At 70.9% G+C, this 16,498-nt stretch carries 13 protein-coding genes; 6 read left to right on the plus strand and 7 right to left on the minus strand.

All coding sequences use genetic code 11. The annotated features are described in order from the left end of the window. Positions 1–53 precede the first annotated feature (53 nt). Both E5671_RS35065 and E5671_RS35070 read right to left on the minus strand, forming a co-directional pair. On the minus strand, positions 54–1,367 hold the full coding sequence (locus tag E5671_RS35065; RefSeq protein ID WP_160507866.1) for a GAF domain-containing protein: 1,314 nt from the start codon (positions 1,365–1,367) through the stop codon (positions 54–56). Positions 1,368–1,611: 244 nt separating this feature from the next. After that, positions 1,612–3,249 (minus strand): acyl-CoA dehydrogenase family protein, encoded by a 1,638-nt coding sequence (locus E5671_RS35070; RefSeq protein WP_160507867.1) that lies wholly within the window; start codon positions 3,247–3,249, stop codon positions 1,612–1,614. 17 nt (positions 3,250–3,266) lie between these two features. Here E5671_RS35070 and E5671_RS35075 point away from each other — a divergent pair, with 17 nt between their 5' ends. Next, entirely contained in the window at positions 3,267–4,415 is a 1,149-nt protein-coding gene (locus tag E5671_RS35075; RefSeq protein ID WP_160507868.1) for a YhjD/YihY/BrkB family envelope integrity protein, read from the plus strand. Positions 4,416–4,592: 177 nt separating this feature from the next. Here E5671_RS35075 and E5671_RS35080 read toward each other — a convergent pair whose 3' ends face one another. Next, positions 4,593–5,441 (minus strand): NAD(P)H-binding protein, encoded by an 849-nt coding sequence (locus tag E5671_RS35080; RefSeq protein WP_160507869.1) that lies wholly within the window; start codon positions 5,439–5,441, stop codon positions 4,593–4,595. 80 nt (positions 5,442–5,521) lie between these two features. On the opposite strand from E5671_RS35080, the gene E5671_RS35085 reads away from it, so the two are divergent. Then, positions 5,522–6,457, plus strand: coding sequence for an AraC family transcriptional regulator (locus E5671_RS35085; protein WP_160507870.1), 936 nt, complete (start codon positions 5,522–5,524; stop codon positions 6,455–6,457). Positions 6,458–6,484: 27 nt separating this feature from the next. Continuing rightward, entirely contained in the window at positions 6,485–7,204 is a 720-nt protein-coding gene (locus E5671_RS35090; protein ID WP_160507871.1) for a DUF6597 domain-containing transcriptional factor, read from the plus strand. On the opposite strand, the gene E5671_RS35095 is transcribed toward E5671_RS35090, so the two are convergent. After that, positions 7,201–7,629: a VOC family protein gene (locus E5671_RS35095; protein ID WP_202121383.1), complete on the minus strand. Its 429-nt coding sequence runs from the start codon at positions 7,627–7,629 to the stop codon at positions 7,201–7,203. The two genes, E5671_RS35090 and E5671_RS35095, sit on opposite strands and share 4 nt — an antisense overlap. A gap of 58 nt (positions 7,630–7,687) precedes the next feature. Continuing rightward, positions 7,688–10,585 carry a glycoside hydrolase family 2 TIM barrel-domain containing protein gene (locus E5671_RS35100; protein ID WP_160507872.1) on the minus strand — a complete coding sequence of 966 codons (2,898 nt, stop codon included), beginning with the start codon at positions 10,583–10,585 and terminating at the stop codon, positions 7,688–7,690. Positions 10,586–10,852: 267 nt separating this feature from the next. On the opposite strand from E5671_RS35100, the gene E5671_RS35105 reads away from it, so the two are divergent. The 3 genes from E5671_RS35105 (at position 10,853) to E5671_RS35115 (ending at position 14,957) form a co-directional block, all read left to right on the plus strand. Next, positions 10,853–11,518, plus strand: coding sequence for a pyridoxamine 5'-phosphate oxidase family protein (locus tag E5671_RS35105; RefSeq protein ID WP_237330837.1), 666 nt, complete (start codon positions 10,853–10,855; stop codon positions 11,516–11,518). A gap of 233 nt (positions 11,519–11,751) precedes the next feature. After that, a complete protein-coding gene (locus E5671_RS35110) occupies positions 11,752–14,295 on the plus strand; it encodes a polysaccharide lyase family 8 super-sandwich domain-containing protein (protein WP_160507874.1) in 2,544 nt (847 codons plus the stop codon). Positions 14,296–14,387: 92 nt separating this feature from the next. Beyond that, the gene (locus tag E5671_RS35115; RefSeq protein ID WP_160507875.1) at positions 14,388–14,957 is read left to right on the plus strand and encodes an RDD family protein; all 570 of its coding nucleotides are present in this window, start codon (positions 14,388–14,390) and stop codon (positions 14,955–14,957) included. Positions 14,958–14,987: 30 nt separating this feature from the next. Here the strand turns inward: E5671_RS35115 and E5671_RS35120 are convergent, their stop codons facing one another. Together E5671_RS35120 and E5671_RS35125 are read right to left on the minus strand one after the other, a co-directional pair. Next, the gene (locus E5671_RS35120; RefSeq protein WP_160510604.1) at positions 14,988–15,182 is read right to left on the minus strand and encodes a ferredoxin; all 195 of its coding nucleotides are present in this window, start codon (positions 15,180–15,182) and stop codon (positions 14,988–14,990) included. A gap of 20 nt (positions 15,183–15,202) precedes the next feature. Further along, positions 15,203–16,450 (minus strand): cytochrome P450, encoded by a 1,248-nt coding sequence (locus E5671_RS35125; RefSeq protein ID WP_160507876.1) that lies wholly within the window; start codon positions 16,448–16,450, stop codon positions 15,203–15,205. Positions 16,451–16,498: the final 48 nt, after the last annotated feature.

Here is a 16,498-nt window from a genome sequence, read left to right on the forward strand (position 1 = left end):
GGTCATCAGGCCTCCCGGCGGCCGGGGGGGGAGAGGAGGAGGGCGCAGGGCACTCAAGGCTCCGGCACCCTCCGTGCCTCCCGCACCCTCCGTGCCTCCCGCACCGCGGGCGCCGTCGAATGCGGCAGCAGGTTCGCCGGATGCTCGGGCAGGATCACGTCCAGGTCCACGTCCTCGGGGAAGCGGTAGGGGCGGTGGGCCAGGAGGCCGCCCAGGTAACGCCGGACCCGGGAGAGCTCGGCGCGGACCGTCACCGTGCGCGCCGGGTCGCCGAACATGTCCTCGGCCAGGCCCGAAGCGCTGCGGCCCTTGCGGTGGGTGCTCAGGAGGAAGAGCAACTCGGCGTGCCGCGGGCTCAGTTCATGCGTCCAGCCGCCCGCGCCGCCGCCCTCGACGGTGACCGACCAGCGGCGCGGCCCGCTCACGTCCAGGATGACGCGGGTCGCCGTCAGCGGCTGCGGGTCCTCCTCGACGCGCAGCAGCCAGCCGCCGGGCAGCGGCTCCACCGCGCAGGTGCCGAGCGAGGGCAGCCGTATGTGGCCCGCGGCCATGGCCTTGGGCAGCGCGAGACGGTCCGTCGGCGGCATTCCCGTGACCGCCGCCGTCCACCCGTGGGAGTCCACCGCGACGGCGCGCCGCCCCTCCAGGCGGGCGAGGACCGGCGCCGCCACCGAGCGCAGCCGGTCGAGCGCTGTCACATGGGTCTCCCGCAGCCGGGCTTCGGCGAGCTTCGCCACCGAGTCGACCAGGGCGAGCGTCGCCGGATGCATGGTGTTCAGCGGGCCGCTGATGTCGACCACGCCGAGGAGACGGCCGTCGCGAGGATCGGTGATGGGCGCGCCCGTGCACGTCCAGGCGTGATGCGTCTCGACGAAGTGCTCGGCGGAGAACACCTGCACGGGACGGCGCACGACGAGCGGTGTCCCTATGCCGTTCGTGCCGACGACGCTCTCGCCCCAGTCCGCGCCCAGTTCGAAGCCGAGCGAGTCCGCCTTGCGAAGCACCGTGGAGTTGCCCTCCCGCCACAGCACCCGGCCCTCCGCGTCACAGACGACCATGATGTGGTGCGCCGCGTCCGCCACCGAGACGATCGCGTCCCGCAGCACCGGCATGATCTCCGTCAGCGGCGACGCGCGCCGCCGCTCCTCCAGCTCCTCGACGCTGAGCAGCCGGGAGCGGAAGTCGCGGTCGGGATCGACCCCGTCGAGCTTCATGCGCTCCCAGGACTCCTCGATCACCGGACGCGGCAGCACACGTGGCCGCTGCCCGGCGAGCGCCGCGTGGCGGACACCCGCAAGGAGCCGTGCGGCCTGCGCACAGTCCATGGCGGAGATCCTCGCGAGGTTGATCGTCGAAGTCGCGTTCATCACCGGGTCCTTCCCGAGCAGAGCCAGTGCGTCGGGGGCGCCTACTCATCGTGCCCCTTCGGCGTCCGCAAGGGTATTGGTTCAGAAATGAACTTCTGGCTTGCAACCGTCTGCAACCCTCGCGAACGGCCGTGCGGCGGTCGAAGCTGATGCCGACGCCGTTCGCGCGGCGTTCACGCTCCTCAACGGGGCTTGAAAGCGGGGGTGGTGCCGTGTCGGCGCAGCACCACCCCCGCGCTTCCCGCTAGTTGCCGCGCGGCGCGGCCCGCTCCACCACGGTGGCCAGATCCAGACTGTGCGGCAGCGTCCCGAACGCCGAGCCCCAGTCCCCGCCGAGCCGCGAGGCACAGAACGCGTCGGCCACCTCCGGGGGCGCGTACCGCACGAGCAGCGAACCCTGGAGCACCAGAGCCATCCGCTCCACGAGACGGCGCGCCCGCGCCTCGATGGCGTCCAGATCGGCCAGTTCGGTGAGCAGCCCCTTGATCGCGCCGTCCAGGCGGTGATCGGCGCCGCGGGCGAGGCCCACCTCCTGGAGGAAGGCGTTCAGCGCCAGCGGCTCCCGCTGCAGCGCACGCAGCACATCCAGCGCCTGTACGTTCCCCGAGCCCTCCCAGATGGAGTTGAGCGGCGACTCGCGAAGGAGCCGCGGCATCCCCGACTCCTCGACGTAGCCGTTGCCGCCGAGCACCTCAAGGGCCTCCACCGCGAGCGGCGTGCAGCGCTTGGTCACCCAGTACTTCGCGGCCGGCACCGCGATGCGCAGGAACGCCCGCTCCTGCTCGCTCCCGTCGTCGTACGCGGCGGCGAGCCGCAGCGCGAGCGTCGTGGCCGCCTCCGATTCCAGGGCCAGATCCGCGAGGACGTTGCGCATGAGCGGCTTGTCGATGAGCTTGCCGCCGAACGCCTCGCGGTACGTGGCGTGGTGCACGGCCTGCGCGACGGCCTGCCGCATGATCGCCGCCGAGCCCACCACACAGTCGAGCCGCGTGGCCGCCACCATCTCGATGATGGTGCGCACCCCGCGCCCCTCTTCCCCGACCCGGCGCGCCCACGTCCCGTCGAACTCGACCTCGCTCGACGCGTTCGACTTGTTGCCCAGTTTGTCCTTCAGGCGCTGAATGGCGAAAGCGTTCCGGGTGCCGTCCTCAAGGACACGCGGCACGAGGAAACACGTAAGTCCCGCGTCGGTCTGACCGAGCACGAGAAAGCCGTCGGACATGGGGGCGGAACAGAACCACTTGTGCCCCGTGAGTTCATAGGTGCCGTCTTCCGCGAGAGCACGCGCGCGTGTCGTGTTCGCGCGTACATCACTGCCGCCCTGTTTCTCCGTCATGCCCATCCCGAAGAGCGCCCCGGCCTTCTGGGACGCGGGCCGAAAACCTTCGTCGTAGACGAGAGAAGTGAGCCGCGGCTCCCACTCGGCGGCGAGCGCGGGATCGGCCCGCAGCGCCGGAACGGCCGCGTGCGTCATCGAGACCGGGCAGCCGTGCCCCGCCTCGACCTGCGACCACACCAGGAACCCTGCCGCGCGCCGCAGATGCCCGCCCGGCCGCGACCAGGCCGTGGTCAGACCCGACGACACCGCCTTGCCGAGCAGTCGGTGCCACGCCGGATGGAAGGTGACCTCGTCGATGCGATTCCCATAGCGGTCATGGGTGTGCAGAACGGGCGGATTCTCATTGGCCAGGAACCCCCATTCCCGAGCCTGTGCCGATCCCGCGGTGCGCCCGAGTTGGGAGAGTTGCTCACGCGCGGTGTCGAGCAGCGCGGGATCGAGATGCCGTTCGACTCCTTCCGTGAGGACGCGGTCAGACGTGAAGACGTCATATCCCACCAGGGGCGGAGCCTGGTTGGTCACTGTGTGGGTGGTGGCTGCCATGCCGCTACGGTAAGGAGGTGCACCAGGCAAAAGAAACACCCGGGAGGCCGTCGGGCCGCTGGAACCGGGCCCGCGCTCTCTACAGCAACGTCTCCAAGCGCAGGACCGCCTGGCTGCTGCTCAAAGACACGGTCAACTCCTGCGTGGAATACCGGATCCTGGGCCTCGCCGCCGAGGCGGCGTTCTTCACGCTGCTGTCCGTGCCGCCGCTGCTCCTGAGCCTCATCGGTCTGCTCGCCTACGTGGACCGGTGGACCGGCGCGAACACGATCGCCAGCGTCGAGAACAACATCCTGGAGGCCTCCCGCACGGTCCTCTCCGACAAGGGCGTCAGTCAGATCGCGCAGCCGATACTGGAGGACGTCATGCGGGTCGGCCGGCCCGACGTCATCTCGATCGGTTTCCTCTTCGCCCTGTGGTCGGGCTCGCGCGCCGTGAACGTCTTCATCGACACGATCACGGTCATGTACGGCCTGGACGGCGCACGCGGCATCGTCAAGACCCGTCTGTTGGCCTTCGGCCTGTTCATCGTGGCGCTCCTGATCGGTTCGGTGGCGCTGCCGCTGATGGTGGCGGGTCCTGACGCGGTGGTGAAGCTGCTGCCCGGCTCCACGACGGTGGTGCAGATCCTCTACTGGCCGGTGGTGACGCTCCTGTCGGTGGTGTTCCTGACGACGCTGTACCACGTGTCGGTGCCGGTGCGCTCGCCCTGGGTGGAGGACATGCCGGGCGCGCTGATCGCCCTGGGGATGTGGGTCCTGGGCAGCTTCCTGCTCCGGATCTACCTGACCAGCACGGTCGAAGGGCCCACGATCTACGGTTCGTTGGCGGCGCCGGTGGCCGTGCTCCTGTGGATCGGTGTCTCGGCGTTCGCGGTCCTTGTGGGGGCGGCGGTGAACGCCGCGATCGACCGGGTGTGGCCTTCCGTCGCCACGGCGGCCGCGCGGGCGGCCAATGATCGGATGCGGGAGGCTCGGGCGGTGGAGGTGGTTGCGCGGGCCGCTGCTGCGAGGGAGGCTTCCGCGGACCCCGACGACCCCGACATGCCGTCGGAGTTCCCGGAGCGGTGGTCCCGCTTCCTGCCCCCGGATGACGTCTCCTCACGACTGCGGACGCACGTGAAGAAGAACGGCGGCACCGCGGATTCGCCGCCTGACCAGGACTGACTTTTCCCCAACCCCGCCCCTTCCCGGCTGCATCTCTTGGCGGCTCCGCCGCGCAGGGGCCTCCGCCCCCAGACCCCCGCTCCTCAAACGCCGGAGAGGCTGAATTTTTCAGCCGTCCGGCGTTTGAGGACGCCCCCGCGCAGCGGGTTTTCGGGAAGGGGCGGGGTTGGGGAGAATTCACGCCTTCCAGACGCCCGCCTCCGCCTGCTCCCGAGCGAACTCGGCGAAGTCACGAGGCGCCCGCCCAAGGACCTCCCGCACCCCCTCGGAGAGATGCGCGTTGCGCCCGTCCAGGTTCGTCTCGAAGAGCTCGATCAGGAACTCCGCCTCCTTCGCGGGTACCCCGTACTCGGCGAGAGCACCCCCGTACTCCCTCGCCGAGACGGGGACATACCTGATCTCCCGCCCCGCAGCCGCGGACACCTCGCCCACCGCATCGCGGAACGAAAGCAGCCGCGGCCCCGATATCTCCACCACCCGCCCCGCGTATCCCGAGCCGGGGCGAAGCACCGCCACCACCACGTCCGCGATGTCCCGCGTGTCGATGAACGGTTCGAGCACCTCCCCGGCGGGGAACACCAGCTCCCCGGCCCGCATGCCGTCCACCAGGTGCCCCTCGCTGAGGTTCTGCGCGAACCAACTCGCCCGTACGACAGTCCACTCCGCCCCCGACTCCCGCACCGCCCGCTCCGCCGGCTCCGCCTGGTCCTCGCCCCGCGCGGACAGCAGCACGAGCCGCCGCACACCGAGAGCCACCGCCTGCCGTGCCAGCGCGCCCACCGCATCGCCCGCGCCCGGCGCGCCGACGTCCGGCATGTAGGAGAGGTACGCGGCGTCCGCGCCCCGCAGCGCGTCCTCCCACGTCGAGGGGTCGTACCAGTCGAACCGCACGGCCCCCGACCGCGACGCGGCCCGCACCGTGAACCCCGCCGCCTCGGCGGCCTCCACGACCCGGCGCCCGGTCTTGCCCGTGGCCCCCGTGACCAACACCGTCATGCTCTGCGTGTTCCCCGCGTTCTCTGTCATGTCTTCAGTGAACTGGCCCGCGCCACAAGGAGCCATCCGCCAGGGACTCGCCCCCATACGCGTGCGTCTACGCTTCCGGCATGGACGTACTCGCAGGCTTGCTGGAAGGCCCTCGCGCGCGAGGAGCCTTCATGATCCGCGCGTGCTTCGACCCGCCCTGGTCCGTCCGCATCGCGGACGAGGCACCCCTCTCGGTCATGATCATGGTGCGGGGCACCGCCTGGATCGTGCCCGACGACGGCGAACCCCAGCTGATCCGTTCCGGAGACGTCGCCATCGCCCGGGGCCCCGACCACTACACCGTCGCCGACGAGCAGGCGGCGCGGCCCCGCGTCGAGATCAGGCCCGGCGAACGCTGCGTGCCCCTCGGCGATACACCGGCCGACCAGTACCGGGACCTCGGCCGGCGCACCTGGGGCCAATCGCTCGACGGCGCCGCGGAGATGCTGATCGGCACCTATCAGGCGCGCGGCGAGATCACCGGGCGGCTCCTCGACGCGCTGCCCCCGCTCCTCGTCCTGCCCACCGAGGTGTGGGACTGCCCGCTCACCCCGCTGCTCGCCGATGAGATCACCAAGGACGAGCCGGGGCAGGACGTCGTGCTCGACCGGCTGCTCGACCTGCTGATGATCGCCTCGCTGAGGGCTTGGTTCTCGCGGCCGGAGGCGGAGGCGCCCGCCTGGTACCGGGCGATGGGCGACCCGGTCGTCGGACAGGCGGTCCGGCTGCTCCAGGACGACCCCGCGCACCCCTGGACCATCGCCGCGCTCGCCGCGAAGGCGGGCGTCTCGCGGGCCGCGCTCGCCCGGCGGTTCACCGAACTCGTGGGCGAGCCGCCGATGGCGTACCTGACGGGATGGCGGCTCGCGCTCGCCGCCGACCTGCTGCGGGACAGCGAGCAGACGATCGCCGCGATCGCGCGCCGTGTCGGATACGGCAGCGCCTTCGCGCTCTCCAGCGCCTTCAAGCGGGTGTACGGGGTCAGCCCGCAGGAGCACCGCTCACGGGCCGCGTAGCCCCTTCAGCGGCGTAGCCTTGAGAACGTGTCGTACGAGACTGTCGAGTACGCCGAGCGGCCGTCCCGGCTCGCGGGCGCGGTCCTGTGGACGCGTGTCTCCGGTGGTGAGGCGGGCCCCGTGTACCCCGTCCTGCCCGACGGCTGCATGGACCTGCTGTGGACCGGCGGCAAGCTCCTGGTCGCGGGCCCCGACACGCGCGCGTACCGCCCCGAAGCGAACGTCGCCGCCCGGTATGTGGGCATCCGTTTCTACCCCGGCACCGCCCCCGCCTTCCTCGGCGTGCCCGCGCACGAACTCCGTGACCGGCGCGTCGACCTCGCCGACCTGTGGCCGTCCGCGGACGCGCGCCGCCTGACCGAGCGCATGGAAGCGGCCGGTGATCCGGCGGCCGTCCTGGAGTCCGTCGCCCTGGCGCGCGCGGGCGAGAGCGAGCCGCCCGACCCGCTGCTCGCTCACGTCGTCAAGGCCCTGGACGCGGGGCAGAGCATCGCGGCGACCGCCGAGGAGGCGGGCGTCAACGCCCGCCTCCTGCACCGGCGTTCACTCGCCGCGTTCGGCTACGGCCCCAAGACGCTGGCCCGTGTCCTGCGGCTGCAGCGCGCGCTCGCCCTGGCCAGGGGAGGCCTGGCGTACGCGGAGACCGCCGTCGTCGCGGGCTTCGCGGACCAGGCCCATCTGGCCCGTGACGTCAAGGAGCTGGCGGGCGCGCCGCTGAGCGAGCTGCTCAGCCCGCGGCCGGACTAGACAGCCGGACTGGACAGCGGCGCGAACAGGTCGACGCCGTTGCCGTCCGGGTCGAGGACGGAGGCGTACCGCTGGCCCCAGAAGGCGTCCCACGGCTTGAGCTCACCGTGATATCCGGCGCCGACCAGCTCGTCGTACGCCGCGTCGACGCCCGCCGGGGTCTCGCAGTGGAACGCGAGTCCGATGCGGCCCGAGCTCCGCGGCGGCTCCCAGTTCTCGACGAAGGAGCGGATGGTCTCCTCGGTGTCGAACGCGATGCGCAGACCGCCGGGGAGGGCGGCCTCGACATGCGGCTGGTCCTCGGAACCCTCGGGGAACTCCAGGCCGAGACGGCGGTAGAAGGCGAGTGTGGCGGACATGTCGGCGACGACGATGCCGACAAGGTCGAAGCGGGGTGTGATGCGGGGTGTGATGTTCGTGTTCATGCTTCGCAGCGTAGGCAGCCGGCCTCCGCTCGTCTTGAAGAAAACGGACAGCGGGCCGTCAGGGGGCGGTGTCGTCGGCCGTGGCCTCCCGGTGCGAGAAGGTGAACGCGAACTCCGCGGGGGCGGCATGCAGCTCATACCGCGGAAGGACCCCGGGACCGCACGACTGCGAGCCGATGCCGTGCTGCCCGTGGTCGAGGTGGACCCACACCGTGTCGCCGGGGGCGAGGTCCGTGCGGTGTGTGGCCGCGTCGAGCTGCTCGGTGGTCCAGCGGCGCGCCGTGAACCAGAATGCGGGCTCGCCGACGACCCGTACCCCCTCGCCGGTGAAGCCCGCCCGCAACTCGGCCCAACGGACGTCCGCACGGGCGCCGTTCTCCTGCGGGCGGACGTATGGGGTCTGCATTCGGTCGACCGGCGAGAAGTGCCGGCCGGTGACGGATGCCGCTGCCGTGTCCGGGTAGGCCTCGTCGATGCCGCCGAACCAGTGCGCGTACCCGTACGCGGCGGGCAGACCGAGCCGGATGCCGAGCCGGGGCAGCGGCACCGTCCACTGGCCCTCGGGGGTGACGGAGACGGTGAGGCGCAACCGGGTGCCGTCGGACGTCCAGCGGTAGACGGTGCGCAGGCCGATGTCGCGTGCGGCGGGCGCCACGCGGGTGCGGACGGTGAGCGTGTCGTCCGTCAACTCGACGGCGTCGAGGCGGTGTTGCATGCGGTGCAGACCGAGCTCGCGCCAGACGAGGCCGTTGCGCTGCCCGCCCTGCCAGGACGCCCCGTTGTCGTTGTCGGTGGGGGCGCGCCAGATGTCCAGGCGCGGGGCACTGGACAAGGGGATGCCGTTCAGTCCGCGCAGTTCACCGCTTCGTGCGTCGAAGGTGCCGGGGCCGAGCGTGATGAAGCCGCCGCGACGCGAAGGGCGTTCACCGGTCGCGGCGGGGACGGTCGGTCGTGGCGTGACGGGGAACTCGGCCCGCGCGACGACGTGGTCCAGCTTCGTCCAGTTCGTCTCGACGCCCACCATCGCCGTGAGATGCAGGAAGGTCTCGGCCTCGCGGCTCGCGGGCGGCGCGTCCGGCAGCTTCAGGTCGACGGATTCACCGGGGCCGAGGTCCGGTGGGACGGCCAGCTCCCCGGCCTCGGAGGCCTCGTCGTTGTCGCTGATGTACGACCACTCGAAGGACAGATGGGACAGGTCCGCGAAGTCGTGCAGATTGGTGATCCGAGCCGTCCCCGCGTCCTCGTCGTACGCGAATCGCACCGGCTGGATGACCCGCTTGTACACGTCGAGCCCCGGCGACGGCAGCCGGTCGGGGAAGACCAGGCCGTCACAGACGAAGTTCCCGTCGTGCAGCTCCTCGCCGAAGTCGCCCCCGTAGGCGTAGCCGAACTCCGGGTGCCTGAGGCCGTGGTCGATCCACTCCCAGATGAAGCCGCCCTGATTGCGCTCATGGGCGTCGAACAGCTCCTGGTACTCACTCAGGCCGCCGGGTCCGTTGCCCATCGCGTGCCCGTACTCGCAGAGGATAAAGGGGAGTTGGCGCCGCGAATCCGGTCCTTCGGTGTCCGCCCGGTGGCCGATGCGCTCGACCTCGGCATGGTCGGCGTACATGCGCGAGTACATGTCGGTATCCGCGCAGGACCGGTCGCCCTCGTAGTGGATGAGGCGTCCGGAGTCCCGTGCGCGGATCCAGCGGGCCATGGCGGTCAGGCCGCGGCCCGTCCCGCACTCGTTGCCGAGCGACCAGATGAGCACCGAGGGGTGGTTCTTGTCGCGCTCGACCATGCGGGCCGCGCGGTCCAGGAGCGCGGGCGTCCAGCGGTCGTCGTCGACGGGGTTGCCGCGCCACCCCTGCTCGGTGAAGCCGTGGGTCTCCAGGTCGCACTCGTCGATGACCCACAGGCCCAGCTCGTCGCAGAGGTCGAGGAAGGCGGGGTGCGGCGGATAGTGGCTGGTGCGGACCGCGTTGATGTTGTGCTGCTTCATCAGAAGTACGTCGGTGCGCATCGTGCCGAGGTCGAGCGCGCGGCCCGTGTCCGGGTGGAACTCGTGCCGGTTCACGCCGCGGAACAGGATCCGGCGGCCGTTGACCTTGATGACCCCGTCCTCGACGGCGACCGTACGGAAGCCGATCCGCAGCGGGACGCGCTCGCCCGCCGTGGCGAGGACCCCGTCGTAAAGGCGTGGCGTCTCGGCGGTCCAGGGCTCGACGGCCACCGTCACCGGCTCACCCGTGGCGACATCGACGCCCAGCTCCGGCACGGTCACCCGGCCGACGACGTCCGAGTCGACCCGCAGCGTCCCCGTCCCCGCGCGATGGTCGTACGAGGCGTGCGTGAAGAAGTCGAGCACGCACCCCTCGGGGCGGTGCAGCAAGGTCACGTCCCGGAAGATGCCAGGCAGCCACCACTGGTCCTGGTCCTCCAGGTAGGAACCCGACGACCACTGGTGGACGCGGACCGCGAGGACGTTGCCCGACGGCTTCAGGAGGTGGCCGACCGCGAACTCGTGCGGCAGCCGGGAGCCCTTGAACTCGCCGAGCTCCGTGCCGTTCAGCCAGACGCGGGCACAGGACTCGACGCCGTCGAAGCGGAGTGTGCCGCTACCGGTCGCGGGCCAGTCGGCAGGGAGGTCGAAGGTGCGCAGGTGGTCGCCGGTGGGGTTCTCGGTGGGCACGCGCGGCGGGTCGACAGGGAAGGGATAGACCATGTTGGTGTAGATGGGCGCGCCGTGGCCCTGAAGCACCCAGTGGCCGGGCACCGTCACGGTGTCCCAGGCGCCGGCGTCGAAGCCGTCCGAGGCGAAGGAGTCGTCGGCGGTGTCGGCGGCCGGGGAGAGCCGGAAGCGCCAACTGCCGTTCAGGGAGAGGGAGATGGCATCCGAGCGCGCATACCACGCGCGGGGCGGGAGGCTGCCGGTGCCGGGGGATACGTCCTCAAGGTAGGGAAGCTCCATGGCCTCCATCAGACAGCGGGGAGGTGGGACGTCACAACACTCACACGGCGGGGGTTGTTGGATTCTCGGCGGCTTAGTTGGACGAATGTCGCACGGGGTACGGATTTCGTCGTTTGCTACCCGAGTATCGGCTGTATTTCGTTGATGCATGGCATTTCGGTCGCGATATCGGTAGCTTGCGGAGGCGTGACCACCAGCAAGCAGCAGAGCCCGCAGCAGACCGAGCAGCACGTGGCCCCGCCCCCGCCCCCGTCTCCGTCCCTGTCCCTGTCCGGCACGCTCCCGCAGACCGACCGCACCCGCCACAGCCGCCTGCGCGAGCAGGGCAGCCTGGACCGCGCCGACCTCGAAGCGATCCTCGACGCGGGGTTCATCTGCCATCTGGGCGTCGTCGTCGACGGGCACCCCATGGTGGTGCCGACCGTCTACGGCCGCGACGACGCGCAGCTGTATCTGCACGGCTCGGTGGCGAGCCGCAGCCTGGCCGCCGACCCCGACGCCACGGTCTGCGTAACCGTCACCCACGTGGACGGTCTGATCCTGGCCCGCTCGGTCTTCGAGCACGGCGTCAACTACCGCAGTGCCATGATCTACGGCGTCCCGCGCAAGGTCACCGACCCGGACGAGAAGCTGACGGGCCTGCGCCTGCTCACCGAGCACGCGACCCCCGGCCAGTGGGACTACGCAAGGCGCCCGAGCCGCAAGGAACTCGCCGCCACGACACTGCTCGCCCTCTCCCTGGAGGAGGCCTCGGTCAAGACGAGCGTGGGCCCTCCGGACGACGGCGAAGGGCCGGACGCGCAGCTCGGGCTGTGGGCCGGAAACCTTCCCCTGACGTCGACTTGGGGCGCCCCGGTCGCCGACCCGCTGCTCCCGCCCCACGTCGCCGTCCCGCCGCACATCGCCGGGCGCGCCGGGACGCGGCACGGCTGAGTCGGGTCAGGTCAGGGCCGGGTCCGCCCCGCCGGCGATCAGAATACGGCCCAGAAGCGTACTGTTCCGGCATCGCACCCCGAGCCTGGCCGCTGCCGGTGCGACTGGGCCCACAGCGCGTGACCGCCAGGAGCTGACGGTCTTGTCGCCGCCCGGGGCATCTGCTTGACTCCGCCCGCCAGAACGCGAGTACGCCGATACGCCAGTACGCCATCTCACCGGCGGAGGTCGCCATGGAGATCACCCGCAGACGTCTGTTGTCCGCCCTGTCGGCCGCCGGTCTCCTGGCGGTGGTCCCCGCGCTGCCCGTGAGCGCCGCCGAGGCCGCGGCGGGCAGCGAACGCCTCCTGGCCAACACCGTCGGGATCTTCGCGGGGACCACCGAGTCCAACGCGCGCCCCGAGACGGCCGCCAAACTCGCCGCGATCGACAGGACCGCGCGGACGAACCTGAAGGCGATGGACGACGCGGGCGAGGGCGAGCTCTTCGCCGGACTGGCGCTCGGCACCGACGACGCCAACCTCAACACGGCCTTCAAGCGGCTGTACGAGATCGCCCTCGCCACCCGAACGCCGGGCACCGCCTCCGACCTCTACGGCAGCACCGCCGTGCAGCGCCGCGTGATCGACGGTCTCGGATGGCTCCACGAGCGCTACTACGGCGATCAGACCAAGGGCTACTACGGCAACTGGTTCAACTGGGAGATCGGCATCTCCCAGCACGTCAGCAAGACCCTCGTGCTCCTCGTCGACGAGGTGCGCACCTACAAGCCCGACCTCATCACCACGTACGTCGCCTCGATGGACGCCTATCTGCGTAACGGCACCGACGGTGACGTGAACCTCGACTCGCGCTTCCACACCGGCGCCAACCTCGCCGATATCACCGCCAACCGGATCCTTCAGGGTGCGCTCCTCGGCGCGGGCGGCGAGGCCCGCATCCGCAAGGCCCTCACCGACCAGCTGACGGTCTTCGTCACCATCGACCCCTACCGCCTCAACCACGGCGTGACGGACGGCTATTACGCCGACGGCTCCTTCATCCAGCACTCCTCCGTCGCGTACACGGGCTCGTACGGAAAGGGCCTGCTCACCCGGATCGTGCAGACCCTCAAGACTCTCGACGGCACGGGGTTCGCGCACGGTCAGGAACTGGTGCCGACCGTTCAGAGATGGGTGCGCGACGGCTTCGCGCCGCTCATCTTCGAGGGCTGGATGATGGAGATCGTCAAGGGACGCGCGGTGTCGCGGCCGGACGGCGGCTATGTGGATGTCGCGGTCGTCGTGGAGGCGGTCGTGGACCTCTCCTCGCTCTCCACCGGCGCCGACGCCACCGCCCTGAAGAGCTATGTGAAGCACATCCGGTCCACCTCGCGCGCCGCGCTCAACCCGACCGGCTTCGTCTCGCCGGTCAGCATCGTGCGCTACACCGACATCATCGGCGACGCCTCGGTGCCGCCCGCCGACCTGAACCCCGCGTCGCGCAGCGTCGCCTTCAACGCCATGGACAAGACCGTCCACCGCAGGCCGGGCTACGCCTTCGCCCTCGCGCGCAGCTCGGACCGGATCAGCAAGTACGAGTACATGAGCGGCGAGAACCTCATGCCGTGGTTCCAGGGCGACGGCACGTACTACCTCTACCTCTCGGGCCAGGACCAGACGCAGGCGTACGGGGTCGACTACTTCACCACGGTCTCGCCGTACGGCCTCGCGGGGGTCACCGCGCCCGTCGAGCGGCGCCGCACGATCCCCGAGCTGTACGGGAAGCCGTTCTACGACAACCCCGGCCACCCGCTGAACTTCACCTCGTCGTCCGAGTCGCAGAACAAGTACGTCTACTTCCCGCGCGGCACCAACCAGTACTCAGGGGGCGCCGTCCTCGGGGCGTACGGCGCGGCCGGGGCGGTGCAGTCCAGTGATGTCGCCTTCCGCGACCGGGGGTTGCTGCCGGACGACTTCGTGGCCTACCGGAACGCGACGGCGACGAAGTCGTGGTTCCTGCTCGACGAGGAGATCGTGGTGCTCGCGGCGGGAGTGGGCGACGACGCGGGGCGGGCCGTGACGACGACGGTCGACGCCCGGACCGCGGCCCCGGACGACCAGGTCTCCGTCACGGGGGAGCTGCGTGACGGCCGCCCGTGGACCGGCGCGGGCACGGGCGACCTCCGGTGGCTGCGCTACGCCAACGCCACGCAGCGCACCTCCGTCGGCTACGTCTTCCTGGACACCCCGAAGGTGCGGGTCGCCCTGGACAAGGTCACCCGAAGCCGCCGGGTCGTCCGCACCGCGAACCCGGACACCGCGGTGACGCGCTCGGTCCTCGGCGTGACGGTGGACCGGGCGGCCGGGGCCGAGCCCGCCTCCCTGGCGTACGCGCTGGTGCCGAACGCGGCCGAGGCGGGGCTGCGGTCGTACCGGGGCGGGCAGCCGCTGAAGGTCCTCGCGAACACGGTGCGGCTCCAGGCCGTCAGCCACGCGGGCCTCGGCCTGACCGCCGCGAACAGCTTCACGGCGGGGCGCCATGAGACCGCGGGTCTGCGGATCGAGGGGCCCGCCTCGGTGCTCGTACGGCGCGAGCGGCGCGGCACGACCACCGTGGCGGTGTCCGACCCGACGATGGACCGCGCCGGGATCAGCGTGCTGCTGCGCGGCCGTCCCCTGCGGGAGGTGAAGGCCGACGAGGGGGTGCGCGTGAGCCGGGCCCACGGCGGGACCCGGATAGAGGTGAACACCCACCACGCGTACGGACGCAGCTTCACGGTGACGCTGCGGGGCTGACAACTGCGGGGCTGACAACTGCGGGGCTGACAACTGCGGGGCTGGCTGAGGGCACTTGGAGCGTTGTCGCAGGTGTGAGGCATGATGCCGCCATGAGTGATCCACGGGGGCAGTACCAGCAACACGCTCAACCGCAGGCGCCGTACCAGCAGTATGCGCAGCCACAGGCGCCGTACGGCGTGCGGATACCCTCAACGCCACCTACCGACCGGCTGCCGCGCCTCGCCGGGGACGCGCGCCGTTTCCTCGCCGTGATCGTCGACCTGGTCGTCGCCCTGTACGGCGCGGTCGGGATCGCCGGCCTGACCCCGGATTCCAGCCCGTGGTGGACTCTGTACGCCCTCGTACCGGCGGTGTCCTTCACCAACCAGTGCGTCCTGACACCGCTGTTCCGCGGCAGCGTCGGGAAGCTGCTGTTCGGCGTCCGTGTGGTGCGCGCCGCCGACGCGGGCCGCCCGGGGCCGGTCCGCGCCGCGCACCGCTGGCTCGCCGGTCTGTGCTGGCTGCCGCTGCAGCCGTGGTACTGGCTCCGGGAGAACTTCGGCGGCAGCACGGAGAACTCGGTGCGCAAGAGCTGGACGGGCGAGCTCTACGACACGGACATCGCCGGGCTCCGCTCCGTACGCCGCAAGGACCTCGCCGCCTGGCAGCGGGGTCACTGAACCGTTCCGGCCGCGGGCGGCCCCGCCCGGTCAGGAGTCGTCGACGGTGACCGCCCGCACGGGGCAGGCCCGCACGGCCTCGCGCACCAGGGGATCGCCGCCGCCGTCCTCGCGGCCGGGGAGCACCTCGCTGAAGCCGTCGTCGTCCTGGGTGAAGACGCTCGGGGCGGTGAGCGCGCACATCCCCGCGCCCACACACCGCTCCTTGTCCACATGAACCTTCATGCTCATCCTCCGCCCATCTCCTACCAGGTGACGGGGAGTTCGAGCATCCCCTGGATCGTGTCGCCCGGCTTGAAGGGAATCTCCCGTGCGGGCACCGCGAGGCGAAGCTCCGGCATCCGGTCGAAGAGCGACCGCAGGGCGATCTCGATCTCGGCGCGGGCGAGGTTCTGGCCGAGGCACTGGTGAACGCCGTACCCGAAGGCGAGATGGTGGCGGTCGGCACGGTGGAAGTCCAGTTCCTCCGGCGTCTCGTAGGCCGTGCCGTCACGGTTGATGAGGGAGGTGGAGAAGATGACGCCGTCGTCCGCGCGGATGGTGCTTCCTGCGATGTCGATGTCCTCCTTCGCCACCCGCAGCAAGCCGTCCGCGATGGACAGGAAACGCAGCAACTCCTCGACGGCCGCTGGCATCAGCGTCCCGTCGGCGCGCAGTTCGGCGAGCTGCGCGGGATGCTGAAGGAGCGTGAACGTCCCCAGGGAGATCATGTTCGCCGTGGTCTCGTGCCCCGCGACCAGCAGGATCGTCGCGAGGCTGACCAGTTCCTCGCGGTCGAGCGCACCCTCGGAGAGCTGCCGGTGGATCAGCTCGTCGAGGAGCCCGTCTCCCGGCTCACGCCGCTTCTGGTCGATCAACGCGTGGAAATACGCGTCCAGTTCGTCCTGTGCCCGCTCCATGTCCTCGGCGCGGGGGCCGCGCAGCAGCCGGCGCGACTGCTCCTCGAAGAACTCGTGGTCGGCGTAGGGCACGCCGAGCAGGGCGCAGATCACCATGGAAGGAACCGGCAGCGCGAACGCGCCGACCAGCTCGGCCGCCGGCCCCTGCGCCTCCATGGCGTCCAGGAGCCGGTCGACCGTCTCCTGGATCCGGGGGCGCAGCGCGGCGATCCGCTTGACCGAGAAGCTGGGGATCAGCATGCGGCGCTGAGTGTTGTGCAGGGGGTCGTCGACGCCGAGCAGGGCGACTCGGCGGTTGCGTACCTTCGCGAAGCGTTCGGTCGGCGCGGGGAACGCCTCGTTCTCGCGGTCGGCGGAAAGGCGTGGGTCGACGAGCAGGTCACGGGCGGTTCCCTGCCCGGTGACCACCCAGACGGAACGCCCGTCGAACAACCGGGCCCGGGAGAGCGGCCGGGCCTCGCGGAGCGGCTCGTACGACTCCGGCGGGTGGTAGGGGCAGGTGCGGTCCTGCGGGAAGGCGACTGGTTCGGACCCGGCTGCTTCGGACGTGGCTGCTTTGAACACCAGTGGTTCGGACGCGACTGATTCGGTCATGGACTTACCTCACAAGCGGAGGGGCTCCTTTTACCTCTTCCATTGGAT

The sequence above is a fragment of the Streptomyces sp. BA2 genome, assembly GCF_009769735.1.
In the GTDB taxonomy this organism is placed as follows: domain Bacteria; phylum Actinomycetota; class Actinomycetes; order Streptomycetales; family Streptomycetaceae; genus Streptomyces.

What these genes read in the sequence shown, in the direction of transcription:
- E5671_RS35100 (WP_160507872.1), bottom strand. Translation starts at nt 10,585, where the DNA reads ATGGAGCTTCCCTACCTTGAGGACGTATCCCCCGGCACCGGCAGCCTC.
- E5671_RS35080 (WP_160507869.1), bottom strand. Translation starts at nt 5,441, where the DNA reads ATGACAGAGAACGCGGGGAACACGCAGAGCATGACGGTGTTGGTCACG.
- E5671_RS35065 (WP_160507866.1), bottom strand. Translation starts at nt 1,367, where the DNA reads ATGAACGCGACTTCGACGATCAACCTCGCGAGGATCTCCGCCATGGAC.
- E5671_RS35110 (WP_160507874.1), top strand. Translation starts at nt 11,752, where the DNA reads ATGGAGATCACCCGCAGACGTCTGTTGTCCGCCCTGTCGGCCGCCGGT.
- E5671_RS35070 (WP_160507867.1), bottom strand. Translation starts at nt 3,249, where the DNA reads ATGGCAGCCACCACCCACACAGTGACCAACCAGGCTCCGCCCCTGGTG.
- E5671_RS35095 (WP_202121383.1), bottom strand. Translation starts at nt 7,629, where the DNA reads ATGAACACGAACATCACACCCCGCATCACACCCCGCTTCGACCTTGTC.
- E5671_RS35115 (WP_160507875.1), top strand. Translation starts at nt 14,388, where the DNA reads ATGAGTGATCCACGGGGGCAGTACCAGCAACACGCTCAACCGCAGGCG.
- E5671_RS35085 (WP_160507870.1), top strand. Translation starts at nt 5,522, where the DNA reads ATGGACGTACTCGCAGGCTTGCTGGAAGGCCCTCGCGCGCGAGGAGCC.
- E5671_RS35125 (WP_160507876.1), bottom strand. Translation starts at nt 16,450, where the DNA reads ATGACCGAATCAGTCGCGTCCGAACCACTGGTGTTCAAAGCAGCCACG.
- E5671_RS35120 (WP_160510604.1), bottom strand. Translation starts at nt 15,182, where the DNA reads ATGAAGGTTCATGTGGACAAGGAGCGGTGTGTGGGCGCGGGGATGTGC.